Consider the following 23,218-nt stretch of genomic DNA (forward strand, 5'->3'; position numbering starts at 1 on the left):
CTTCGCGCCCTGCGAGCGCAGACGTTTCCTTCAGCCATGTTTACGGGGGCTTCATGACAGCCATTGTTAAACCTCGCCCTCAGCCATTCACCAGGGCCGACTACAAGACCTTGAGCCTTGCAGCCCTGGGCGGCGCTCTGGAAATCTACGATTTCATCATCTTCGTCTTTTTCGCCCTGACCCTCAGCCAGTTGTTCTTCCCGCCGGAAATGCCCGAATGGCTGCGTTTGCTGCAAAGTTTCGGCATCTTCGTCACCGGCTATCTGGCGCGTCCGCTGGGCGGGATTCTGATGGCGCATTTTGCCGACCGGCTGGGGCGCAAACGGATGTTCAGCCTGAGCATTCTGATGATGGCGTTGCCCTGCCTGCTGATCGGCATCATGCCCACCTATGCCCAGATCGGTTACTGGGCACCGCTGGTTCTGCTGGCTCTTCGCGTTCTGCAAGGGGCTGCCGTGGGCGGTGAAGTCCCGAGCGCCTGGGTGTTCGTGGCCGAGCATGCACCCAAGGGGCATCGCGGCTATGCCTTGGGCGTCCTGCAGGCCGGTCTGACTTTCGGTTACCTGCTGGGTGCGTTGACCGCCACCTGGCTGGCCCGGGTATTCAGCCCGGCTGAAATCCTTGATTACGCATGGCGCATTCCATTCCTGCTGGGCGGGGTATTTGGTGTGGTCGGGGTCTGGTTGCGTCGCTGGTTGAGTGAGACGCCCGTCTTCGTTGCCTTGCAGAAGCAGCGCGAGAACATGCAGGGCCTGCCGCTGGGGCAGGTCCTGCGTGAGCATCGCCAGTCATTGCTGCCCGCGGCCTTGCTCACCTGTGTGCTGACTTCTGCGGTGGTGGTGCTGGTCGTGATCACGCCCACGGTCATGCAAAAACGTTTCGGCATCAGTGCAAGCGACACCTTTGCCTTGAGTGCCGTGGGCATTGTCTTTCTCAACATCGGTTGTGTACTGGCTGGCATGCTGGTCGACCGTATCGGCGCGTGGCGTGGCGTCATTGTCTACAGCCTGTTGCTGCCGCTGGGTATTGGCGTGCTGTATGCCAGTCTGATCCTGCAATGGCTGTCACCGGCTGCTGCCTATGCCATTGCCGGGCTGGCCTGCGGCATTGTTGGCGTTGTGCCGTCCGTGATGGTGGGCTTGTTCCCGCCCGGCATCCGGGTCTCGGGCATTTCCTTCACGTACAACATTGCCTATGCCCTCTGGGCCAGCACCACGCCGTTGATGCTGATCGCCCTGATGCCCTGGAGCCCCTGGGTGTGCGTTGTCTATGGCGTGGTCATGGGCAGCGTCGGCCTGCTGACCGCTGCAGTCTTCGGGCTGCACAAGGGGATGCGGCTCGATGACGGTTTGTCCTGTCGGGCGTGAGCATACATTTCAACGCCAGGGAGCTACTCTTGCTCACTAGTTGCTCCCGAGCCCGTCGCCCGGCGGGCAACTGGCGTGGGCGTTACCTGAAGCCAACCGGCATTTGAACAATGCCTTGCAGGTCGCGCCTTCTGTTCCTGCCGCATGCGTCGCTGTGGTGAACGTTCCTGCCTCGTAACAGCCCGCTCATGCCGCAGTCCATGCAACCGAGCCGACAACGGCCAGGAGCTTTTCATGAGCACCACCACCGACAACACCAGCGCCAGAGAGCAGATCCAGGCCTCACTGGAAAGATGGAGCGTGGCTGTCCGCAACAAGGATCTGGAGGCCATCACCGCTTATTACCACCCTGACGTGATCGCCTTCGATGCGATCATCCAGTTGCAGTTCAAGGGCCTTGAGGCCTATCGCAAGCACTGGCAATACTGCCTGGGCCTGTGCGAAGGAGGCATGCTGTTCGAGCAGCGTGATCTGGTCATCCAGGTGGATGGCGATGTGGCTTTTGCCCATTGGCTGAACCATTGCGGCATGGTCGATGAGACAGGGGAAAGCAAAGGCTCATGGATGCGGGCCAGTGCGGGCTATCGTCTGACCGCTGAAGGATGGAAAGCCGTGCATGAGCATTTTTCGGCTCCCTTCGACATGGGCAGCGGCAAGGCCTTGTTCGACCTTCAGCCCTGACCCCGAAGCCCTGTCAACACATCAACCCGTCTGTCATGACAGGCGGGTTGACGGACAATGACATACATTGTTGTGACACGTGTTTGAATATATGTCAGTGTCGGGATCCAATTGTAACAACTGATTGTAATTCTCATTGGGCAAGTTTATCTTGCGTCTTCTTATATGCGACGCCCTCCCATGTTTCTCAATAAGCCTGTCCGCTTTTTAGCAGGGGATGACGCTTTTATGAGGGCTTTAAATCATTAAGTTAGGGATGTTCCGGTAGTAGTGTAGGAGTTTTCCTTGTTGGTTGGGCGAGCAGTGGTGTTTGTGATGTATGACTGTGCTCTTTATCGGTCGATATAAAAACAACGCTAAATAAAGGTACAGGTGTGCCGATTTATTATTCAAGTCAAGGACGGCAAATGTAAGAAGCATCCTACACGCTTGTCTGTGGGCATGCTCATCACAAGGAGAGACAACATGTGGGTGACAATCAGGGAGCAGGAAGTCTTGTGCCTGCTGCTGCAAGGCTTCACGAACAAGGAAATAGCACAGCGGCTGTGCATCAGTGGCTATACCGTACGCGATCATGTGTCCTCGTTGCTCAGAAAGTGTCAGGTGAAGACGCGTACCGAACTTATCGCCCGTTACGTCACTCGACTGGTGTCCAGAAAGAACATGCAACCCCCTACATCTGTCGGGTTGTGTGTCGAGACAAACCAAACATAATGCCCTTTATTCAGAGTGGGGTTCATTAGTGCATTAACGGGCCGCCGGCTACTTTGTGCAGGCTCGATAAAAATGACGTTCGGGTGGAGGTTATAAGTCGAGCCGGTAACGGGTGGCCCTGAAGTCGGCACGAGTGTCCGGATGAATGCCGCGTTACTTGCTTTGTGGGGAGGGGGACGCGGCTGGACGTGAACATATCTGCACAACGAAACAACAAACAATAAAAGGAGTTATTTCATGGCTGTCTGTTTAACACAGAGCGAGGATCAGCCCTGTCAATCCATGCAACCGGGCTCTTGCGCGCCAGACGTCAATGCCATGATGAACTTTCGTCATCTGGCTGCCAGGCAGTCTGCGCTGTCCATGGCCCAGTTGTGTGAACTGCAGGCCAGCATGCTGGGGCCCCGTGGGTTATTCGTCAGGTTCTCCCAGGAGGTCCCGCAGCAGGGACGACAGGCATCGGTCTTCGAGGACCTCTACGAGGTTCAGGACCGGGAGCATCAACTGCGGGCCGAGAAAGCGGTCCGGTTCATCCTGGGACGGTACAACCGGCGGGAGGCATGCGAAAACCCGTTCACGGAGATGTCACGGGAGTTTCTGTGCTGCGTCGTCTACGACGAGGTCGCGCCTTATACCCTGGCTGAACGTTATGCTGCCGGTGAAGCGTTGCGCAGGCGAGACAGTGAATACTTCATCAAGCTGATTGCGACGACCCGTGACACCGTCGAGCGCCGTATCGTGTTTCATGGCCTGCTGGAGCATTTCGACGTCTTGCTGCCGGTCGAGCAGAGTATCTACCCGCTCAACTACCGGGCCGTTCAGCAAGCTCATCTCGACCGTGAAGAAGCCATGTACGGCAAGCTGAAACTGCCACAGCCGGTGAGTGTGATTCTGGAAAGCCACACGCCGGAGTGGCTGCTGAAAAACCTTTCGACGCTGGCACAGAGCACTCGCTGAAGTGCCGACCTCAGTTCTGGACCGAGAGGCGCAGGCGCTCTGGCGAATGGTCCTCAATGCTGACTACCTGATTGCGGCCACTGGTTTTGGCGATATAGAGCGCCTTGTCCGCCTCGTTCAGCCACATGGCCGAATCGGTGATATGTGGCTGGTAGGGGGCAATGCCGATGCTCAGGCTGACATTGAGGTCCGGCAGCAAGGCATCAGTGTTTTCCTTGACCCTCAGACGCAGGCGCTCGAGTATTTCGCTGGCCTGCCCGGCGGACGTATTGGGCAGGATGATGCAGAACTCATCGCCCCCGTAGCGGCCCGCCAGATCGGTATCGCGCAGGTTTTCGGACAGGGCTTCGCTCATATTCTTGAGCACCGTGTCGCCCATGATGTGGCCATGGGTGTCGTTGATGGACTTGAAGTGATCGATGTCGATCAACGCGATGGTGCAATGGTGCTGCTGTTCCTGGCTCTTCACGAACTCGGCTTCGAGCAGATCCTTCCACGAGCCATGATTGATAAGGCCTGTCAGGCTGTCGGTGCGGCTGAGCTCGCTCAGGATATTCCGGTGTTCCCACAGTTTGAGGGCCAGTTGATGGCTCATCCAGCCAATGAAGATGGGATAGACCACCAGCACGGGCAGGCAGGCATAGATCTGGATGGCGTTATTGTCGAGGTTGATGACCGGCGACAGGGCCAGAATCGAGATCGCAGCTCCTGCTGCCTGGGCCACGAAGCCCTGAAGCATCAGCCGCGTGCCACCGGCCGCGATGTTGTGCATGGCCATCATCGCCAGCACGGTCACGCTGGGGAGCATGCTGAAACCCATCGCACCCACCCAGAAACCACCCGAAAGGGAGTCCGTGAGCAGATTGCGCCATTCGGCCTTGTAGGGATAAGCGGAGCGTTTGGCGAGTTGATAGGCCAGATGAGGCCAGGCAATCGCATTGAAGAGCACCAGCGGCCATAACCAGAGTGGAGCATTCACCTGATACAACGACACGGCGACAGTGAAAAAACCCATGCTCACGCCGAGAGTACGGGGAGCATAAATTCTTCTGGCAAATGAAAGACCTTTGCCGCGTGGTGTATTCATGGTGCTTACCGGACGATTGTACTAGCCGGCCAGAAAACCCTTACGCTTGACCGAAAGGCGGCAGTTTCGCCTGTAGCTCGTGTCAATGGGAAGAGCCTTTTGACAACAATCATAAAATATAAAAATTTCGCGCTATATACATTGTCCATGGTCAAAATAACGTCATTCCATGATGCCTGAACGGTTCAAAAACATGGCGGATCAATTGATATGAACGGCCGAACAGTGTGACCACACTGTTCGGCCGTTTTATAAAGCCAGAAACCATCAGGGTCAAATCAGGTTTTTAAATGACCTCTCCATAACTGCCATGCGATAACAATAGCGACGGCTGCCAGTGCCGCCGCGACATACCCGATCGCTTCCAGACCCAGATGCTCAATGGTGGCACCGCCGATAATCGAGCCCAGGCCTATGCCGGCGTTGGCCGCCGACACATTCAAGGTGCCTGCCAGCGCCTGGGCCTGCGGGGCGGCTTTCATCACACGAATCTGGCAAATGGGGAACAGCGCCGTATGCGCGATGCCCCACACGGCCAGCATCGCGATCAGGCCGGACAATGAGCCGGCCAGAGGAACGCAGGCACTCATGCCCAGCGCCAGCAGCGCGGTAAAGATCAGGGTCGAGCCCAGCGGGCTGCGGTCAACATAGCGGCCCCCCAGGGCATTACCGATCAGGCCGACCGCACCAAAGCCCATCAGCCACCATCCCACTCGGGCCGACTCGATGTGAGCGATACGCTCAAGCATGTCGGCCAGGTAGGTATAGGCTGCGAACATCGCCGTGAACAGCAGGATCGACAGCAGCAGGTTCATGATGAACAACGGATCGCGCAATATCCGGGCTTGCTGAGCGAGAGCGACTTTCGGGGTCGGTGCCAGGCGTGGCATCGACAGGGCCAGCAATGCGGCCATGCACGCAGACAGTGCCGCCAGCGCCCAGAAAGCGCCGCGCCAGCCCACCGCATCGGCAAACACCGTGCCCAGCGGGATACCGAGTAGCATGGCGGCCGAAATGCCCAGGTAAACCTGCGCCACCGCTTTACCAGCGTGTCTGGGACCTGCCAGCAGACTCGCGGTTTCACTGGCCGTGCCCCAGAACACCGGCAACGCCAGGGCCGGGATGAAGCGGGCGATTGCCAGGACCCAGACAGAGGTCGATAGCGCCGCCAGGGCATTGGAGGCAGCAAAGATCAGCAGGATAACGATGAACGTACGTTTGCGGTCCAGGTGCGAAAACAGGGCTGTCAGGGGCGGGCCGAACAGCATCACCGTGAAGGCAAACAGCGTGACCAGCAAACCGGCATCGGAGATCGACATTCCCAGATCTCGTGCCAGCGCAGGCAGCAGGCCGATAATCAGGAACTCGGTCGTGACAATCAGAAAGCCCGCCAGCGCGAGGATCGCGATGGGCAGACTAGCCCCTGTCGAGCGTTCACCGCTGGCGGTGGTGGAGGAGATATTTTCTAGAGACGGCATGACACAACAACCCGGATTAAAAGAAGGCCGTCAGCCTATTGCAGAAAAGCTTTCTTATCTTTGGCGGTTTTTCGGCACACTAAGGAAATAATTTCACTAATCGGATTTGAAGTTGTGTTTTCCTCCGATCGTCTTAAAGGCATCACAACCTTTGTTGCCGTGGCCAATGCGGGTAGCTTTGTCGCCGCGGCTGAACGCCTGAACCTCACCAACTCCGCAGTCAGCAAAAGCGTGGCGCGTCTGGAGAGCCGCCTGGGCATGCGGCTTTTCGAGCGCACTACGCGCAGGCTGTCCCTGACGGAGGAGGGGGCGGCGTACCATGGCGTGTGCGTGCGCCTTCTCGCAGAGCTGGAAGAGGCTGAAACCGCATTGGTGGATCAGCGCTCCGAACCGGCGGGGCAACTGCGAATCGACCTGCCTGCCACTTTTGGGCGTCTGAACGTACTGCCCTTGATCCTGGCATTGACGGAGCAATATCCCGGGCTGCGCCCCCGGATCACCTTTACGGACCGCTTTGTCGACCTGCTGGAAGAAGGCATTGATCTGGCGGTGCGCATTGGTGGCCCGCAGGTCTGGCCGGCGGGCATTGGGCATCGTTATCTGGGCACCGAGCGGGTCACCTTTTGTGCGGCACCGGCCTACCTGAAACGGCGCGGCGTGCCCGTCACCGCCGAAGAGCTGACCGACCATGACTGCATTCTGTTCGGCAGGGGCGATGGCAGCATCAGCCCATGGCTGTTTACCGATGCCCAGGGCCAGCGCGAAACCCGCGCCATGGACGGCCGGATCGTCGTCGGCAATGCTGAAGCTGTGGTGGCCGCTGTGACCTCGGCTTGCGGGATTGCACAACTGGCCACCTGGCTGATCAGGGACCAACTGCAACGTGGCGAACTGGTGGAAATCCTTCCTCACCTGAGTACCGATGGCCTGGCGTTGCACCTGGCCTGGTCACGCAGCCGGGAATCACTGCCCAAGGTGCAGGTGCTGATCGAACGGCTCTCCGAAGCCTTGCGCCTGCCTTCTCTTCACGAATGAACAGGGCGAGAAGGCGGGTCAACGGTTACTGACCAATGATGGCCTTCACCAGCTCGGCATGTCCGGCCGGGTCCTTGGCGCTGGACACTACATTCAGAACCGCCGAGCGTGTGCCCGAGGCGGCCACAAGGGTCGTACTCAATACCGGCGTGCCGCTCAGGGTGGACGACGTATCGACCTGACGGAGGCCCAGGCCGTTTTTCTTGACGATCTTCTTCTCGCCCAGCTCCTTGAAGTCCACCGCATGGGGGCGCTGCTGGGCCAACGTTCCGGTGACCAGCCCATCCAGGACCAGCGCATCGTTGTCACTGGCCTGCACATCCATCGGGATCGGCATTTCAGTGACAATCAGCACCCGCTTTTCGGCCTGATTGCTGTACAGCGCGCCGCTGACACCCTGAGCGATCGCCTTTTCATCAATTTCAGGCATTTCGCTGCGGACGTAGCCGGCGGGCAGGGTAAACGCCAGCTTGCCATCGAGCAGGGATGCTTTTTGAATGGCAACGGCCTTTTTTTCGGTGTCAGCCTTGGACGCTGCCTGAGCACTTATGAGGCCCTGGCATCCGAACAATGCGACACACATCACCATTGCCTTGAAACTGAAGATTTGCATTGAACTTCCTTATTGATCAAAGACTGCCAGAGAGTGTCTTGATGTATTGCTGACTTTATCGAGCCTCAATACGTTCAACGGCAGGTTTATCGACTGTTTAAAAGCAGGCGTTAAGTTATTACACGTCACGATCAAAAGATGCCCCGGATACCTCGACATTTGGGGTATGCCGAACACCCCCAGAAGTTTCCTCCTGCATTACGTCCTGTTCGTGCCACTTTCATTACCATGCTCTTTTTACAGTGCGGGCAAGACGGGGCTTCGGAGTGTCTGGCCGGTTCTGGCGGGGGCGCTTTGGGGGCTTTCGGCGTCTTGATGCCGGGAACCGCCGGTTTCTTCACCACCGGGGCAACCGGCTGAGGTCGAGGTTCGGGCCGAGGCATCGCCACAGGTTTGAAAGCCTTGTGACGCCTGCGTTTGGCGAGAAATGAAGCCAGAGCACCGCCCAGCAGGACGATGGGCAGGAGGTACTGCCCCAGCGTTGCAAAACCTCTGAAGGCGGAGCGAATGAGCAGCGTGTCAAATTGACGCGCATCTGTATGGATCGGTAATTCAGCCGTGGCGACCGAATGCAGGTAACCGCCGATGAAAATGGCCAGGACAACGCTCAACCACCAAGGCAATTTACTGGCTGCCTGAATGAGAATATGCAGGGTTGAAGAGTGTTTACGTGACATGGCCGATGCCTGTGTTAGAGCGCTTGGGTGTGCTGTTGACGGGCGCTCATGGTGCAGATGTCGAGGCCGTGAAGCAAAGGATTTGTCGTGGAAACAGAACAACTAGTGACTCTTTGAAGCCGTCGGGCTTCTACCCTTTTCAAGAACGACAATAGAGTAGAAACAATGTCGTTCCAGGCCAAACAAATGGATTGTAGGACACGTTAAAGACCTTTTTAAACGGGTCGATATAGGTGCCATTGCGATTCCGGTTGTCACTTTGAAAGACTGTGCTACACCTTCAAAGCGTACCCCCGGGATATTCGTAGGTTTCAGGGAGAGGTCTTTTAGATGCGTGTGAACATGCCTGTGACTCAGAACGAGAGAACCTTTCCCGCGTCTGAGCGTTTGATCTCTACCACGGACCTGAACAGCCACATCACCTACTGCAACGACGCCTTCGTGTCGCTCAGCGGCTTTACCCGCGAAGAGCTGATTGGCCAGCCACACAATCTGGTCCGTCACCCCGACATGCCGCCTTCGGTCTTTGCCCACATGTGGGAAACCATCAAGCAGGGCAAACCCTGGATGGGCGTGGTCAAGAACCGCTCCAAGCAGGGTGATTTCTACTGGGTCAGCGCCTACGTCACCGCCGTGTACGAAAACGGCCGCATTGTCGGCTATGAATCGGTGCGTTCGGTTCCTACCCGCGAACAGGTTCGCCGCGCCGAAGCGCTCTATGCCCGGCTGCGTGAAGGCAAGTCGGCGGTTTCCAAGACAGGGGCAGCGGTGTATCACCTGATGCGCCAACTCCCCATGATCGTCAGTGCAATCGTCATGATGATGGGCGTGCACCTGCTGGGCGATCTGGGTTCCTTCGCCTTGATCCTGGCGGTGCTGGTCGCGTTGGGGGCTTACCTGGAAATACGCCAGCGGCGCACGATCCAGAAAACCCTGGACGATCATCCCAAGGCGTTCACCAGCGCACTGGTGGCCCTGACCTACAGCGACAACCGAGGGCCGCAGGCACAACTGGACCTGGCCTTGCTCAGCGAAGAGGCGCGCCTGCAAACCGCGCTGACCCGTCTGGTCGATACCGGCGAAAGCGTCAGGAAACACGCCGGGCAGTCGGCACAGTTGTCGCACCAGCAAGCACGCTCCCTCGATCAGCAGCGCAGCGAAACCGACCAGTCGGCCACCGCGATCAACCAGATGACTGCGACCATTCAGGAAGTCACCCACAACGTCCAGAGCACCGCCCATGCTGCCGAAGAAGCTGACAAGCTCGCCCAGCAAGGCCGTAACCTGGCCGATGACAGCCTGCTGGCGATTCGTCACATGGCCAACTCGGTCACCGAAATCGGCACCGCGGTGGGTGAACTGGCCACGGCCACCCAGTCGATCGGCAGTGTCGTGGACGTGATCACCTCCATCGCGCAACAAACCAATCTGCTGGCCCTCAACGCCGCCATCGAAGCGGCCCGGGCGGGCGAACAGGGGCGTGGCTTTGCTGTGGTTGCCGACGAAGTCCGCTCACTGGCCTCGCGCACCCAGTCCTCGACCGAACAGATCCAGCAAATCATCACCTCCCTGCGGGACGGCGCAGACCGCGCCGTACTGACCGCCAGCAAGGGCGAACAGATCTCCCAGGAAAGCGTCGCCAGCGTCGAAGCCGTCCAAAAGGCCCTCGACGGCATCAGCCAGTCCGTGACCCGCATCACCGGCATGAGCCAGCAAATGGCCTCCGCCTCGGAAGAACAGACCCACGTCGCGGAAAGCATCAGCCAACAAATCACCCGTATCGCCCAACTCTGCGACCAGAGCGCCGACCAGGCCGAACAAGGCTCGACCATCAGCAAGGAACTGGAAGACATGGCCGAATACCTGCACAGCCTTGCGGAGCGTTTCAACCGTTAACAGCACATCGGTAGGAGCGAATTCATTCGCGAATAAATTCGCTCCTACCGTCTGAACTGCCACCCAACACAATCCCTCAACCAACCTGAAAAAACCTCGCCGCCCCCTGCCACCACGACCCATCCGAGCGATCCGTCCGCCCCTCAAAACCCTGCCCGGACACCGGCAACACCTGCGGCACATCCCGTAACCGAATCCACGGCTCGCTCTGCCAATGCAACATGCTCAACGACAGGCCCGGCCATTGCAGCAGGCTCAGACTCGGCATGCTCTCCACCGGCGGCTCCTGCGCATCCCTCAACGCCGCGACCACCTCATTGGTAATCCAGTGCCGCAAACTGCGATGCTCGGGATGGTAATGATGCACCAGCAACGCATATACCCCCGATTCACTGATCATCAGCGCCTCCTCAGTCCGCCCATGGCTTTCCAGCCAGAGCGTACGGCGCTGATCCGGATCGAGCTTGCTGGTGGTGCGCTCGTTGAGCGGCCAGGCAATGAGCTTGCTCAGGTCACGGGCTGAGAACCAGGGTTGGGTTTCGAGGAGCAGGGCGCGGAGTTGGCGGTTGTGGCGGAGGAAGGTGGTGGGGTGGAAAGCGGTACTTTTACTGTCCCTGTCTGAGGACTGATAGCTGGGCATAGGCATTTATGTGATCTCTGCTGTTAAAGGCGTCGGGAGTTAAGAAACCCACAGCAGAAAGGCCGGACGTATTTCCCTTACGGGTCTTGTATTAGTCCACTCCCGACATAGCAGAAATTTTAGGACGCGCAGCGGAAGGCCGCAGGTACAAAAAGCCGCATTTTATCGGGGCGGTCAGGCCGCTGCTGTAGATTTCTGTGCGTTTCTTAGGCGCGCAGCAAGGGTAGGGGGCGACGACTGGGCCAGCAAGGTGCAAGGCTGTAGGGCGATTCTGAAAGTTCAGAGGGCGCCGGGCTGAATGCCCGGCTTGTGAGTCCAGGTCTGTCTATAGCAATGAATCGAGATGCGACTGGAGAGCTTTAGCGCTAGGCCTGTCTGACGAGGCCAAAGGAAGCGATAAAGGCTTTTGATCCAGTGCGCTGTATTCACTTTGCTTTAGTCCGTCAGCTAGCTCTACCAACAGGCTATCGGGGTTGACCCACAGCAGACCCAAGTCAAACAGGGTATGAATGTCGGCACGAAGCAACAAACCGTTGCTCACCACATTCGTCTCTGCACCCTGATACGGCACGATATGAGCGGCCTCCAGCAAGGCTTCGATGCTACAGCCGGTTACTGCGCATTGACCTTCGTACGCTTTGAGCAGCCTCTTACGAAAAGACTTTTGCCCTTGGCGACGCACGATGCTGGAAAGCGTGCGCTTACGGGCATCGATTACGTCGGTAGGATCAAATGCCCCTTGTGTCTCTAGCTCCGATTCGATTTCAGCGATTGCCAGCGTAGTGCCGGTTTCTCGGTGAAGCGTGAATTTTGTAGGGCGTGAACCTTCGTGGTTTTGGTAGAGGAAACGACCCTCGTAGGTGAAGCCTGCGCCGGGGTGCTCGTATTTCTTTTTTCGGTAGAACAGCAGCAATTCCAGACCACGTTCGGTGTGCTCTTTGAGGAGGTAGTCGGTACCGCCTTTGAGCTGGCCTTCCATGTGAAGCACATCTTCAGTGAGGATATCGTTGTATTGCGTTCGGTCTGCCGTTTTGTGCTCCGTAACGAAAATCCACACAGAGTCAAAGGTTGCGGGTTTGAAAATACCGTTTTTGATGCTGGAAGCTGTGATGTGAAACAGATCACGCAGGTCAGCACGGGTGTAGATGTTGCCTGTTTTCAACTGCTGGGATGCCAGTGCCCCCGTGAGCGCTTGCTGTGATACTTTTTTGCTCACCAGATCATCCTTTTCCATTTTTCGTGTAGGAAAAGGATGATGAGGTAGTGGTGGTGCTTGTTACAACTTATTTGAGTTTTTCTCGTTTTGGATAACCCCCTGAGTAGTGACTTGAGAATCGCAAGCTCGTATTACTGCCAGGGATTGCTAGGGTGAGATTTACTTAAATTTGTTCTTTTGAAAGGCCCAGCCGGCAGCTAGAATCGTCAGCAATGTACGTACACAATCAGGTACGGGAGGCAATCATGACTGCATCTGTCAAAGCCCCACTTTCTGAAAAAGCGATCATCCGTCTGGAGGATCAGATCCCTAGTGTCGCGGAGGGCGCTACTCGAGCCGCTTATGTTCGAGCCCTTGCGGCTGGCCATACAGTGCTCAAGGTCGAAGGAACCTACATCGTGGCTTCGCAAGCCGATGGCTCAACTCGCGTAGTAGGTGATGCAAAACCACGCCGTAAGGTAACGGTTGGTGCCAGCTTGAAAGTCCGTCGTATGGATGCCAGCCCGAGTGCCTAGGCCCAGGTTGAGGATGTTTGGCGGTCCCAATGGCTCCGGGAAAAGCACGATCAAAGAGCAGATACCGCCTAATTTGATTGGCATTTATGTAAATGCCGATGAGATTGAGAAAGCGGCAAAAGCTGCCGGTTTTCTGGATTTGAGCTCGTTTGGCATTTACGCAACATCTGACGAATTACATGCTTTTTTCGCCAGCCATTCTCTGCTTCTGAAATTCGATCTTCAGGAGCAAGCATGCAGTATTGCGTTGGATGGTCAATGCGTCGATTTTCGCGCTATCGAGATGAACTCCTACTACGCCTCGGTCATTGCTGACTTCATAAGGCACAAGCTGCTGACAAACAAAACCAGTTTCACATTTGAAACTGTCATGTCATCAAGCGACAAGGTGGAGTTTCTTCGGCGTGCTCAGGCTGAAGGTTACCGAACCTATTTGTATTTTGTGGCCACGGAGTCTCCAGATATCAACATCAACCGGGTTGCTAACCGTGTTGGCGATGGCGGGCATAATGTGCCGCAGAAAAAGATCATCGAACGTTACTATCGTTCGCTTGAGCTCTTACCTGAGGCTATAGCTGCATCAAGTCGTGCCTTTATTTTCGACAACTCCGGCGAGCAGTCGATTTTTATGGCAGAAGTTACCGAAGGAACAACTCTGGAGTTCCGCCACGATGAAATTCCGGATTGGTTCATGAATGCTTATGTAGATCAAGCATTGAGCGTATGACCATTCCAAGGTGACTGCCCAGTTCGCACCCACAAAAAAGCCAGGAAGCTTTCGCCCCCTGGCTTTCTCATTTCAAATCAGAGCTACATAGCCCCCGTAGGTTTTCACCACAATCTGAAACGCATTGCCTTGGTACGGGAGACTCGCCCATTCGGGATTTCACAAATAATGAATTTAGATTTCATGAAGTCCGAATTTTCTCAGGAGTTTTTCAGTTTTGACGAAATCGGTGAGAGCTCCTAACCATGAGAAGAGAACCAGCGAAATTCACTGTGGTATTTAGTTGGAGGGTAAAGTGGGCGCAAGATAAAAATCATAAATTAATTGGGGCGTGCTACCCATGATTTTTACTTGGGTAGGAACGAAAGTTCTGAGATCGGTCTTTGTTTCAGTTATTCACTGCTTTTTAAATGCTAGAATTTCGTTAATTTTGTATAAGGGGTGTTTGTAGTTGTAGTGAGGCAGAAAGTGTTGGGGGATTTTATGCCTCTTGATCAGCTTTATCCCTCCGCCTTTCGGAGTTCCTAGGATCTTGTCCGCTTCCATTGTGGTGCAATACTCGGCCAATAGTGATGTGATCTTTTCTGCGTCATCTTGAGTAAGGTATTCTACTTTCCGAACTTTAACCTTTCTAACAAATCTAGGGTTCGTGAAGCGGCGTGAAAAATTATGATGGGACATACTGTGCGTTGACAAGATCTCTGTCAGTGGTACTAGTGTGCCCAATAAGGCCTGCAATTTAGCTTTGTCTTTAGGTGAAATGCCGGGATAATGTCGGTAGCAAGGCGCACGTGTAGGTTTTATGAAAAGCTTAATTAGGCGTGATGTGTCTGGTAGGCTAAGCCCTAGCTCTTTGGCTGTCTGCGCAATAGTTGATATCTCATTTCTTAACCAATATATACCAAAGTCATCGTTATAAGGGTTGACTCGATACTTAAGATCTGCTGGCAATGTTGATCGAGCAAATATTTGGCTTCTTGTCCCTGTTATAGATGGTCCTGCCACCGGTGATATTCCTAGTCGTTGCAGCACACGAGTTACTACCTTGGAACTGATGTTGAGTTCTTGCCCCAGGTCGGAAGGTGTCGCAAAGTTTTGATGGAATTTCAGCACATCTTCGTGGCTTATTAGGCTCAGGCTCTCGGGGTGATGTGAGAGGGTTCCAATATCACGGTAATACTGAATCGTCTGGGTCGACACGTGAAGAATGGAGGCAGCTTTGGTTAACGTGATTACTGATATTGATGGAGATGGGGAAACGCGGCGTGATGCACAAGCTAGGCCGTATTTAGTCTTAGAAGTAGTTCGTATTGTCTCCTCAATAGCTGGTATGTCTTCGCGACGGACAAAAAAGGGTGGGCCGTACCAATTAGCGAAAATTGAGTAATTAATCGTAAGCTTTTGAAGTGCATGGTGAATTGTAGATGTCGATACTTTGAATTTGCGAGCTAGGATCATGGAGCGAATGTGGTTATTGGTAAAGTCGTCAACAACATGTTTGGGTAGATAAACTTTAGAATTTAGTACCTGTTTTTTTCCAAGGGCGTTTTGCTGTATGAGGTAGGAGAGATGCCGTTCGCAGACTGAGAGTTTGTCCCTGGCTTCCTGAAGTTCATAGTAAAAGCCGCCACGGATAGCTGTTTCTAAACTTTTCCTCTGATCAACAGGGCTATTCGAGGAGCGTATTTCACAGGCGATTTGCTCGAACTCTTCTACCGTATATCTGCCACGACCGTCCCGAGTCGAGCGAAGTTTTTTTATGTTGCTATAATATTTCAATCTGTGCCATTGGTCGATGCTGAGGTGAAGTAGTTGTGGCATAACTCTTGGTGGAATCAGTATCTTTGAGGTGCTGGGAAGTTCCCGGGCCGGCAGCTTGCTGAATTGCTGGTGAAGATGTTCGAGAGTGGAGCGCGGAATAACCGGTTGTAGCATAGTGAGTAGTACTTCAGTTTCCAACGGTTCCGGGATGTTATAAACGTTATAAAGAGAAATGGCTGCGTGCTCGACATCATCGAAAACCAGCGCTATAGCCGCAGCAAAGACATCGTAAACTGGAACCGTGCTGACGGTTTTAAGATCGATGCCCAGGTGGCGAATAATGGAAATAACTTGATCGAATCGAGTCTGATCCCCAGTTTCGAATAGTTCCATTAGCCGTGCTTCTGGAAGGGCCTCCGTCCAAGAGCATGGAGGAGAGACGAGGAGCTCTCCGCAGTCGCAATAACTGATTATTTGATTCTTCCAAGACAGATACCTTTTACACTTTGGACAACTGAACAAATAATGGCGATTATGGATCGGGCAATGCGAGGTCAGGTAGTTGTCTTTCAGTATATGTTCCCAGCCATCGGTCAAACATTCCGTGCACAACGCGGCATCGAGAGGTCGCAAAAGCCTGCGGCTCAAGGTTAATTTCCCAATACTGATGTCTCCCCAAGAGCTTCCAACTGTGTTGTAGAAACCTTTCCTCACCTGTTCTTGCAGAAGGTCAGTTGAGTTCGCGACAAGAAAGCGCTCGAACCGACTTCCTTGAAGAAGTGGGCAAACCTTAGCTTGGTCAGAAACGAAATGAAATGCCTCGAACTTGCTGACCTTAGAATAGCCGTTGCGGAGGCAGAGCCGCTTGATCACGCTCGTCGGACTTTCGTTGGGTAAAGGTGTGGGGATGAAATTAAGCGTTTTCATGCTGAGCCCCCCATATTTTTTGGTAGCAGGTTACAAGCGTTTTATCAAAGGGGTCAGAGACTTTGCTGAATTTAAGATCAATGAGCGCACAGGATCTTTTGAAATCGTTAATGCTAAGCCCTAGGCTTCGATGAGGAAGTGCGTTTTGCAGTGCGCCATGGATTATCAGACGGATATATTCGAGGTTTCCAGATGAGGCGATGTATAGGCGCGCTGCTATATCTGGGTCCGTGAGTCGTGAACCTCCGGAAATATGCGTAATGCTTTCAATATGATCGTCAAGTTTAGATAACAAAATCATATAATCTGATGACTTGTCCTCGCTGTATGAAAGATATTGTAAGTTAATAACGTAGGGGAAGCGCCGGGCAAGCGCTGTAGACCCTTCTAGAAGTGATAAACAACTATCAGTCCCAGCCAGAACAAAAGTTCGAACACTTTCGTTGATAACCGATATCAGCCAGTCAATTACCGTTTCCTTGACCTTTGCAGCTTGGGGCTTGACCAAGAAGTGAAATTCATCAAACTCACAAACTTCAATACGGCACGTCTTGAATAGCTCCAACATTCGGAAGGTCAATTCTGTCGTGTCTCCGCGAAGGTCAGCCTCCTTCCCAATGGGTGAGAGCTTTTTTACCACTGTCTTGGCGAAGGATTTGACGGTTACAGGTGAAGGGGTCCTACATAAGAACGCAGGACGGATGGTGTACTCGCCATCGGGACGGCTTTCCTCATGAGTATCTCCGAAAGAATCCCTGAAAATTTCACAGAGTGTCGACTTTCCTGAGCCTGATGGTCCAACTACCATCGCTGAACTTGGCACGTTGCGCTGTCGGGTAGTTTCTGCGCTTTTTTGTAGTAGCATATAAGCATGATGGTAGGCAGGGAATAACACAATCTGGGATGAGAATTCTTTTAAAAGCAACGAGTCGGAGTTACTCATGGCGCACCTGTAATGTGGTTGCAGGTTTGGGTGGATTGAAGTCGGTCAGCGTCACCTCAGTGGAGAAGTTTGGTTGCGAACTTGGCGACTTTGACGGGATGGACACCTTCGGAGCAGGTTGTGAAAGCGATCGATTTTCTGCCAATCGCGCTTCGCGGCGACGCCCTCTTTTACTCTTGTCTGCCTGCAGTTTCAGGATGAGTTGAACACGTGCCTGGCGTGCGGTGGTAAAATCGAAGTTAGCGGCCTGTTGTCTGATTTCTTGTTGGATCAGGTGATGCATTTCTAGCGTGAGATTAGACTGGTACTGCACATCTACTGCTTGAGCTGAGATGAGATCATCGGGCCAGTCAGGATGACAAACAGATACATTACCAAGATCGCTTATGTCGTAGTAAATGCACAGCTTCTTCCTTTTAACGGAGCGCTGGGCAAGGCTGGGAATGCCAGGGGCCGTCCAGCGGAGTTTTTCAAACCCGATGCTATCGCCAATAGTCGCTGAGTAGCGTTTGCTCATCATCATGCGTCGGATGTCGCTCACATCAAATAACCTAGGGGGCGAAAATCGGTCGAGGTTTTGCATCCAAGTGTTATGAGGCGAGTCATTGAGCGACCTGTGAAAATTATTGTGATAGACCTGAAGGAAATCCTCAAATCTTTCAATGATCTCGTCCAAGGTGTAAATCGTATGTTCAGCCGGATTATAATCTCCCCGTTCGCCAAGGTTGGAGAACGTAGTCCCACTCAAATGATGACTGAATTGGACGTTCAACGTTTTGAACCATCGTTCGACATGCGGTTTTTGATTCGGTGTGTAAGGTTCACAAAAAATGATGTGAGCGCCTAATAGGTCCATTACTTCGGAAATCTTTTTACCCGCGAATTCGTTACCGTTGTCGAGAATGTAGTACTGAGCCAATCCTCCATACAGCCCTCCAGAGATCAACGAGTTTTTCAGCGCGCGCAATGTTTTCTCCATGCAGGGTGGATTCAGCGAAATGTCGTATCCGATAATGCATCGAGAACGGACGTCCAAAAGGATAGTCAAATAGGGGCGGCCTAATATGTCTCCGGATTCTGATCGCAAGAATACATCCATAACCTGAGTATCTCCTTCTACACGCTCAAGAAGTCGATGTGGACAGATGGTTTTCTGGCTCCAATGTTGATTCTTTAAAGCGCGGCGTTTACCTTTCTGGTGAAGTTGAACTTCATAAGCATCCATTTCTCGAATGATTCGCCATAAGGTTGTTTTGCCCGGAACATGCAGTTGGTCAGTAATCGGGCGGCGGTCATTCAGGTCCTCAATGCTGGATATAATAACGTCGGTCAGTTCAGTAATTGTAATGGGTGTGTCTTGTTGAAATAAATTTTCGGCCCAATAATCGATTAGCTCTTGAATGGCTGCGGGCTGACGCAGCACACGCAATTGTCGAGTTCGCCGTCTCGCCGGGATTAATGCAATAGGGTTGCCGCCGGCCAGGCGATAAGATCGGGACCATTCGTATAGTGTGGTATAACATGGAGGTGATGAGTCATGGATTTCAATTGACAGACGTTTAATCAATGCATCTGTCAATAAACGTGGGAGCTGTCCACACAATTCTTTCTCGATGTTCCTGACGTAAAACAAGCGCTTTTCCAACTCGTACGCAGTCGCCTCGTCCAGGCCGCTAATGATACGCTGTGATCCGTCAGGGAATGGGGCTTCCTGAACTTTTACAAGGTTGCCTTTGCGCTGGGCCTGGTGGAGCTGTTCCTTATGATGGATTAGAATGTGTCCTGTTCTACTAAGGCTGCGTAATTGGACACGATCAGGATGCACCGAGGTCACCTGATAAATTTCGGTACGAAGTCGCCAGTGCTCACCTACTTGCATTATCAAGGTCGGAAAAGTAACCATGATGTCGGTCACCAAATATATTGCAGTAATGCGATGATGTGATGAAAGTTTTCTATTTGTCTAAAGCTTCTGAGCTCTGCCGCTCCTATGCTTTGGTTGGGTTATCTGTACTCGGGTGGCGCAGGTGATTTTTTGCAACAGATCAACGTCGAGCGTACCGTAGAATATCGTGTGGGCGATATGGCTGGGCAAAAAATTTAAATCCAGTAGTTGACCAATGCTAGTGGGAAGTTGCCGAGTGGCTACTAATGCTCGAATTTTTTCAGTGCTTTCTCCGTTGCATGGAAAGGCCTGCTGATAAAGAAAGGCCAGGTTGTGGCTGCGAGTTCTACGAAAAAACTGTGACGCGGCTAAGTACTCGAGCATACATCCATGTTCGGCTAATATCTCAGAATAACGCGTAATGCGGGCGCTGGTTGCTTTGTCGTTATAGCTTTGATCGTTCTTGACTTCCACAAACCGTTGCGAACCATCAGAAAAACAGATCAGAAAGTCAGGTGTGTAGCGATAATTAGTGCCTAAAAAATTGAGGGTGCACGGGTGCGTCTCGTAATGTATCACGTCAATGCGCCGTTCCAGTTCCAAACAAAAGGCCGCTTCCAGCAAAGATTCACAGACGATTACTGAAGCGTTTTTACGGGAGGAAAACATGGTGACCAGGCTGCCCATGCGACCATGCCTTGGAGTGGCGTTCTCGGTCGCAGCGGCAGCCTCTTGAAGTTGATCGATCATTCTACTTGCACTGGGCGTCATGATTTAACCACCGTAGTCTCGAGCGTCTTCGCTTCGATGACGCATCCATGCGGTTCAACGATTTTCAGCGTTCAACCCACGAATTAATTCCCTGCTCCGGGACGTCAGATCATTCAGAGTAGTCTTAGCAGGACGCTCTGCATGGTGAAAAGCATTCGTGTAGGGGGCGTCGTAATGCGAGTGGCCGCTCGTAGCGTCGATGACTTTTGACAAGGTTCGCTCTAGGTAAATGCTCTGCAGAGATGGCGGATATTTTGGCGCGAACGTAGCCCTACTAAAGTACCTATCGACAAGGTCTTGGCTAAACAGGCCACGCTCAGCATGAATAATCAGATCGAGCCCTCGAAAGAAAATAGGCTTCAGAAACACTAGTTCTTTAATCGGGTTGCGGATGGTGGGAGGCTCAATGGTGATGGCAAAGCAGAAAACTGTTCTTGATTGCCGAAATGCCATTGCCACCAGATAAGGTCGTCTATCAACCGTATATGCAGCCTTGGAGATGTTTTCTCTCACCAGCAGTGCGTCCATTTGGCCGCAGTCTAAATCTATGTCGATTTGGTCTCTGTTAACACCCACTTTCCAAACAAGGGTCGTATTTTTCATGGGTTTTTTACCTTCAATCCAAGGACGAAACTCGATAGTTGCGCACTGTTGAAGCGTCATCCCGCTGTTACGTAGTACAGCTGTCATCATTTAGTGCTTGAGCGGGTATCAGTGGCTTCTGCTGCAAACAGCGACTCTGACGCTGATATAGCTGCTTGTTGTTAGGGCTTACCTGCATAGATTTTTTTGTGCTGTAAAAGATTATGTGCCCTATGTGGTGGGTGTGCTCCTATTATTCTTTCTCCTGCTGTAAAAGTCTTTGTGCGATTATCAGCCGCGTTTGGAGTTTTACTACATACCGCGCAAGGCTCTAGGATGCTGGTTTCGTTGGATGTACCCGCTATATCATTCGCGCAGCTGGGGCTTTGAATAGGAAGGCAACCAGTATGTTCAGCAAATCGCTCGATGCATTCGCCCGCAGGCTTCGCGGCTTGACATTCACTCATGCTGTAGCCGAATGCATCGGATGTTGCCATTCGCCCGGTGGCATTGCTAAGTGGTGGCAACATCACCATCCGCGCTGCCCTTGGAATAAACGCTCGCAACTGGAGCGTCTGAGGGCGGGTGCGACGATTGATAAGGCGGTCCTTGCAGACCTTTGCAGCCTGAGTCCCGAGCTGGCAGACCTCTATGAGAGTCAGTTGTGGACTGCCGTGGCTCAGCTTCCATCGGCGCGGGCTTGCGATGAGCTTCTCGATACCGTCAAGGTCGGAAGCAAACGGCTGGACAGTGACATCGGAAAATTCAGCAAATTGCTGGTAGACCGTGTTGACTTGGCCTGTCTACCAATAAATTTGGCTCTTATGTTCAGCGGTCATTCAAGCTATGGGCTTTATCGCGCCCTCCTACGGAAAAATTTTGCCTGCATGTATGCCTGGTATAGCGCGCAGTTTCCTTTTTGCTATGCGAGCAGGCCGTTGTATTCACAGATCCAGCTGTATATGCATGGCGTCGGGAAGCCTCTGCCTCAAAACTGGAGCAGTTGGCATCTATTCCGAGATTTATATTTCGATCAACTGGAGGAGGTTGATAGATTGGGTTGGCTCAATGGCGATGGAGGTGCCGGGGCGTTGCTCTTGTGGAATTTGCCGATCAAAGAACATGCTTGTTTTGAATCTTGTTTGGATCAAAGCATGGAGGCACAGCTCCTCCCGATGCCGAAGGCTGCTGAAAAACACTGGCGGTGCGTACGGACTTTCTGGGTCGATAATCCAGTGAGTCTGAACGGCAAGGAATGCCGCCTCCCTGGAGCTGTTATTGGGGATAACCCCCCATTAGCCCCCGCGCTGTCTCATGTCGAGGTAGTTTCGCCAACCGATCCAGTAGAAGACGTTTGGTTCCGCGAAGGACCTGAAAGAAGCGACTGTAGCTGGCCGATTTGACGCATCATCTGTCGCAGGTTGCGCTGGTCCTGACGACGGTCCAGCAAATAGTGCCGAGCGCGTTCATGCAGCGTGGACAGTAGCTGGTCCTGGTTGGCAGAGTGCGCTTGGGCCTGCTGCAGGTCGCTTTGCAGGTTTTGATAACGGCGGGACCATTGTTCAATCTCGTGAGCTTGCCTGCGGCGGTCCTTGCCACAATTTTGCTGATCAAGCGTAAGTCTTTCCAGGTCTCGATAGAGCTGGCCCAACTGTTCCTGCTTCGACAACAGCTGCTGCCTGCATTCACGCAGTTCATGCTGCAGACTTTGCAGCTGCGTTTCAAACCGTTGCGTTTCTTCCATGCGCTGCTGTTGTGCATGCTCGCGATAATGGCGCAGAGCCTCTCGCGCATGCTGGTGTTTTTCCTCAAGCGACCCAATTTGCTGGGCACGCTCGTTCAGCAAGGCCTCTTGATGGCTCGTGCTGGCCAGCAAACGCTGCCGTTCGCCATCGATGGTCTGTAACCGCTCGGCGAGATGCCGGTTGTGTTCCTGGGCGCTCTGATGCTGCTCTAAAAGCCTTTTGTGATTTTTGGTCAGTTCGTCCTGACGTGCCGCTTCGACCTCACGCTGATGCTCATAACCGGCCTGTTGCCGCTGAAGCCGCGCGCGGTCCGACGCCACGCTTTGCTGGGCTTCGAGCGTGAGCCTCTGTGCAAGACTGGCGATGTACGCTTGTAGCTCGTCGCTGATATTGATCGCTGGCGGGATCGGTTGTTGTTCAGCCAATTCCTTTAGGTAGCGCTGGATCGTACTTTTCGAGCCGGTGTGCCCGAGCTCTGCACGGACCGCTTCAATGCTGGGCCGCTCCTGGCGGGCAAGGAGGGCATCGCGAGCTTGCTGTACTAATGCTTTGTTTATTCCGGTGCGAGCCATGGCGAACTCCGACAAAGCCTGGTCATCTAGCCAGTATGCGCGGAAGTCGTCCAGGCGGGATGTGGACCGACGACCCGTGGCTTAAGCAATTATAACCCTCCACAAAACCAGCCGATCTTTTGTAAACCTGAGGTGTGCTGCTCAGCGCTTTCAGATTGTCCACGTGGCTACAAAGGGGGACAGGCACAGCGCAGGAGGGCGTCCAGAGCTGCCGTCGTAATGGGGGGGATATCTCGAGATCACACCAGTACCAGTTTCATTAGCGGCGGCAGTGGCGATCGGGGAGGGGACGCAAGGGTGAGAGGTGGGCTGGGCGCGCTTTTGATCCAGAGGACTGTCTAGTCCTGAAATAGGTTTACACCTGTTCAGGTAGACCGACAGACCTCAAAACGCCCGATGCACCGCATCGGGCGTTTTGTTTTTCAGGGC

At 53.6% G+C, this 23,218-nt stretch carries 21 protein-coding genes; 9 read left to right on the forward strand and 12 right to left on the reverse strand.

Annotation, left to right across the window (positions count from 1 at the left end; translation table 11 throughout):
- Positions 1–53: 53 nt before the first annotated feature.
- From ACIPY9_RS02710 to ACIPY9_RS02725, 4 genes are all read left to right on the forward strand, one after another.
- On the forward strand, positions 54–1,367 hold the full coding sequence (locus ACIPY9_RS02710; RefSeq protein ID WP_400696795.1) for an MFS transporter: 1,314 nt from the start codon (positions 54–56) through the stop codon (positions 1,365–1,367).
- A gap of 234 nt (positions 1,368–1,601) precedes the next feature.
- A complete protein-coding gene (locus ACIPY9_RS02715; RefSeq protein WP_400696797.1) occupies positions 1,602–2,048 on the forward strand; it encodes a YybH family protein in 447 nt (148 codons plus the stop codon).
- Between the two features lie 465 nt (positions 2,049–2,513).
- Positions 2,514–2,762: a response regulator transcription factor gene (locus ACIPY9_RS02720; RefSeq protein WP_400696798.1), complete on the forward strand. Its 249-nt coding sequence runs from the start codon at positions 2,514–2,516 to the stop codon at positions 2,760–2,762.
- A 237-nt stretch (positions 2,763–2,999) separates the two neighbouring features.
- Positions 3,000–3,719 carry a hypothetical protein gene (locus ACIPY9_RS02725; protein WP_400696799.1) on the forward strand — a complete coding sequence of 240 codons (720 nt, stop codon included), beginning with the start codon at positions 3,000–3,002 and terminating at the stop codon, positions 3,717–3,719.
- Positions 3,720–3,729: 10 nt separating this feature from the next.
- Here the strand turns inward: ACIPY9_RS02725 and ACIPY9_RS02730 are convergent, their stop codons facing one another.
- A complete protein-coding gene (locus tag ACIPY9_RS02730) occupies positions 3,730–4,806 on the reverse strand; it encodes a diguanylate cyclase (protein ID WP_400696800.1) in 1,077 nt (358 codons plus the stop codon).
- Positions 4,807–5,084: 278 nt separating this feature from the next.
- The gene (locus tag ACIPY9_RS02735; protein ID WP_400696802.1) at positions 5,085–6,284 is read right to left on the reverse strand and encodes an MFS transporter; all 1,200 of its coding nucleotides are present in this window, start codon (positions 6,282–6,284) and stop codon (positions 5,085–5,087) included.
- A gap of 114 nt (positions 6,285–6,398) precedes the next feature.
- On the opposite strand from ACIPY9_RS02735, the gene ACIPY9_RS02740 reads away from it, so the two are divergent.
- Positions 6,399–7,319 carry a LysR family transcriptional regulator gene (locus tag ACIPY9_RS02740; RefSeq protein WP_400696804.1) on the forward strand — a complete coding sequence of 307 codons (921 nt, stop codon included), beginning with the start codon at positions 6,399–6,401 and terminating at the stop codon, positions 7,317–7,319.
- A gap of 25 nt (positions 7,320–7,344) precedes the next feature.
- Here the strand turns inward: ACIPY9_RS02740 and ACIPY9_RS02745 are convergent, their stop codons facing one another.
- Entirely contained in the window at positions 7,345–7,932 is a 588-nt protein-coding gene (locus ACIPY9_RS02745; RefSeq protein WP_400696805.1) for a polyribonucleotide nucleotidyltransferase, read from the reverse strand.
- Positions 7,933–8,063: 131 nt separating this feature from the next.
- The gene (locus ACIPY9_RS02750) at positions 8,064–8,384 is read right to left on the reverse strand and encodes a topoisomerase DNA-binding C4 zinc finger domain-containing protein (protein WP_400696848.1); all 321 of its coding nucleotides are present in this window, start codon (positions 8,382–8,384) and stop codon (positions 8,064–8,066) included.
- Positions 8,385–8,939: 555 nt separating this feature from the next.
- Here ACIPY9_RS02750 and ACIPY9_RS02755 point away from each other — a divergent pair.
- Entirely contained in the window at positions 8,940–10,505 is a 1,566-nt protein-coding gene (locus tag ACIPY9_RS02755) for a methyl-accepting chemotaxis protein (RefSeq protein WP_400696806.1), read from the forward strand.
- A gap of 76 nt (positions 10,506–10,581) precedes the next feature.
- On the opposite strand, the gene ACIPY9_RS02760 is transcribed toward ACIPY9_RS02755, so the two are convergent.
- Both ACIPY9_RS02760 and ACIPY9_RS02765 read right to left on the reverse strand, forming a co-directional pair.
- Positions 10,582–11,145 (reverse strand): Bro-N domain-containing protein, encoded by a 564-nt coding sequence (locus ACIPY9_RS02760; protein ID WP_400696850.1) that lies wholly within the window; start codon positions 11,143–11,145, stop codon positions 10,582–10,584.
- A gap of 325 nt (positions 11,146–11,470) precedes the next feature.
- Positions 11,471–12,361 (reverse strand): HNH endonuclease, encoded by an 891-nt coding sequence (locus tag ACIPY9_RS02765; RefSeq protein WP_400696808.1) that lies wholly within the window; start codon positions 12,359–12,361, stop codon positions 11,471–11,473.
- 245 nt (positions 12,362–12,606) lie between these two features.
- Between ACIPY9_RS02765 and ACIPY9_RS02770 the strand changes: the two genes are divergently transcribed.
- Together ACIPY9_RS02770 and ACIPY9_RS02775 are read left to right on the forward strand one after the other, a co-directional pair.
- Positions 12,607–12,876 (forward strand): hypothetical protein, encoded by a 270-nt coding sequence (locus tag ACIPY9_RS02770; protein ID WP_400696809.1) that lies wholly within the window; start codon positions 12,607–12,609, stop codon positions 12,874–12,876.
- A complete protein-coding gene (locus ACIPY9_RS02775) occupies positions 12,869–13,603 on the forward strand; it encodes a zeta toxin family protein (protein WP_400696810.1) in 735 nt (244 codons plus the stop codon). The genes ACIPY9_RS02770 and ACIPY9_RS02775 overlap by 8 nt, the downstream gene beginning before the upstream one ends.
- 396 nt (positions 13,604–13,999) lie before the next feature.
- On the opposite strand, the gene ACIPY9_RS02780 is transcribed toward ACIPY9_RS02775, so the two are convergent.
- The 5 genes from ACIPY9_RS02780 to ACIPY9_RS02800 form a co-directional block, all read right to left on the reverse strand.
- Positions 14,000–16,291: a hypothetical protein gene (locus ACIPY9_RS02780; RefSeq protein ID WP_400696811.1), complete on the reverse strand. Its 2,292-nt coding sequence runs from the start codon at positions 16,289–16,291 to the stop codon at positions 14,000–14,002.
- Positions 16,278–17,234 (reverse strand): TniB family NTP-binding protein, encoded by a 957-nt coding sequence (locus ACIPY9_RS02785; RefSeq protein WP_400696813.1) that lies wholly within the window; start codon positions 17,232–17,234, stop codon positions 16,278–16,280. Before ACIPY9_RS02785 ends, ACIPY9_RS02780 begins: the two co-directional genes overlap by 14 nt.
- On the reverse strand, positions 17,227–19,149 hold the full coding sequence (locus tag ACIPY9_RS02790; RefSeq protein WP_400696814.1) for a hypothetical protein: 1,923 nt from the start codon (positions 19,147–19,149) through the stop codon (positions 17,227–17,229). The genes ACIPY9_RS02785 and ACIPY9_RS02790 overlap by 8 nt, the downstream gene beginning before the upstream one ends.
- Before the next feature lie 48 nt (positions 19,150–19,197).
- The gene (locus ACIPY9_RS02795; RefSeq protein ID WP_400696816.1) at positions 19,198–19,869 is read right to left on the reverse strand and encodes a TnsA endonuclease N-terminal domain-containing protein; all 672 of its coding nucleotides are present in this window, start codon (positions 19,867–19,869) and stop codon (positions 19,198–19,200) included.
- Between the two features lie 75 nt (positions 19,870–19,944).
- Positions 19,945–20,493, reverse strand: a complete 549-nt coding sequence (locus tag ACIPY9_RS02800) for a hypothetical protein (RefSeq protein ID WP_400696817.1) — start codon at positions 20,491–20,493, stop codon at positions 19,945–19,947.
- A 386-nt stretch (positions 20,494–20,879) separates the two neighbouring features.
- Between ACIPY9_RS02800 and ACIPY9_RS02805 the strand changes: the two genes are divergently transcribed.
- Positions 20,880–21,875, forward strand: a complete 996-nt coding sequence (locus ACIPY9_RS02805) for a hypothetical protein (protein WP_400696819.1) — start codon at positions 20,880–20,882, stop codon at positions 21,873–21,875.
- Here the strand turns inward: ACIPY9_RS02805 and ACIPY9_RS02810 are convergent.
- Positions 21,785–22,789 carry a DNA-binding protein gene (locus ACIPY9_RS02810; protein ID WP_400696820.1) on the reverse strand — a complete coding sequence of 335 codons (1,005 nt, stop codon included), beginning with the start codon at positions 22,787–22,789 and terminating at the stop codon, positions 21,785–21,787. The genes ACIPY9_RS02805 and ACIPY9_RS02810 overlap by 91 nt on opposite strands.
- Positions 22,790–23,218: the final 429 nt, after the last annotated feature.

The organism is Pseudomonas sp. NPDC089734 (assembly GCF_044748865.1).
Lineage (GTDB): Bacteria > Pseudomonadota > Gammaproteobacteria > Pseudomonadales > Pseudomonadaceae > Aquipseudomonas.

Excerpts from the sequence above, each read along its gene's own strand:
- ACIPY9_RS02720 (WP_400696798.1), top strand. The coding sequence starts at position 2,514 with ATGTGGGTGACAATCAGGGAGCAGGAAGTCTTGTGCCTGCTGCTGCAA.
- ACIPY9_RS02780 (WP_400696811.1), bottom strand. The coding sequence starts at position 16,291 with ATGAAAACGCTTAATTTCATCCCCACACCTTTACCCAACGAAAGTCCG.
- ACIPY9_RS02755 (WP_400696806.1), top strand. The coding sequence starts at position 8,940 with ATGCGTGTGAACATGCCTGTGACTCAGAACGAGAGAACCTTTCCCGCG.
- ACIPY9_RS02795 (WP_400696816.1), bottom strand. The coding sequence starts at position 19,869 with ATGATCGATCAACTTCAAGAGGCTGCCGCTGCGACCGAGAACGCCACT.
- ACIPY9_RS02810 (WP_400696820.1), bottom strand. The coding sequence starts at position 22,789 with ATGGCTCGCACCGGAATAAACAAAGCATTAGTACAGCAAGCTCGCGAT.
- ACIPY9_RS02770 (WP_400696809.1), top strand. The coding sequence starts at position 12,607 with ATGACTGCATCTGTCAAAGCCCCACTTTCTGAAAAAGCGATCATCCGT.
- ACIPY9_RS02785 (WP_400696813.1), bottom strand. The coding sequence starts at position 17,234 with ATGAGTAACTCCGACTCGTTGCTTTTAAAAGAATTCTCATCCCAGATT.
- ACIPY9_RS02805 (WP_400696819.1), top strand. The coding sequence starts at position 20,880 with ATGTTCAGCAAATCGCTCGATGCATTCGCCCGCAGGCTTCGCGGCTTG.
- ACIPY9_RS02760 (WP_400696850.1), bottom strand. The coding sequence starts at position 11,145 with ATGCCCAGCTATCAGTCCTCAGACAGGGACAGTAAAAGTACCGCTTTC.
- ACIPY9_RS02725 (WP_400696799.1), top strand. The coding sequence starts at position 3,000 with ATGGCTGTCTGTTTAACACAGAGCGAGGATCAGCCCTGTCAATCCATG.
- ACIPY9_RS02735 (WP_400696802.1), bottom strand. The coding sequence starts at position 6,284 with ATGCCGTCTCTAGAAAATATCTCCTCCACCACCGCCAGCGGTGAACGC.
- ACIPY9_RS02730 (WP_400696800.1), bottom strand. The coding sequence starts at position 4,806 with ATGAATACACCACGCGGCAAAGGTCTTTCATTTGCCAGAAGAATTTAT.
- ACIPY9_RS02800 (WP_400696817.1), bottom strand. The coding sequence starts at position 20,493 with ATGAAAAATACGACCCTTGTTTGGAAAGTGGGTGTTAACAGAGACCAA.
- ACIPY9_RS02710 (WP_400696795.1), top strand. The coding sequence starts at position 54 with ATGACAGCCATTGTTAAACCTCGCCCTCAGCCATTCACCAGGGCCGAC.
- ACIPY9_RS02745 (WP_400696805.1), bottom strand. The coding sequence starts at position 7,932 with ATGCAAATCTTCAGTTTCAAGGCAATGGTGATGTGTGTCGCATTGTTC.
- ACIPY9_RS02715 (WP_400696797.1), top strand. The coding sequence starts at position 1,602 with ATGAGCACCACCACCGACAACACCAGCGCCAGAGAGCAGATCCAGGCC.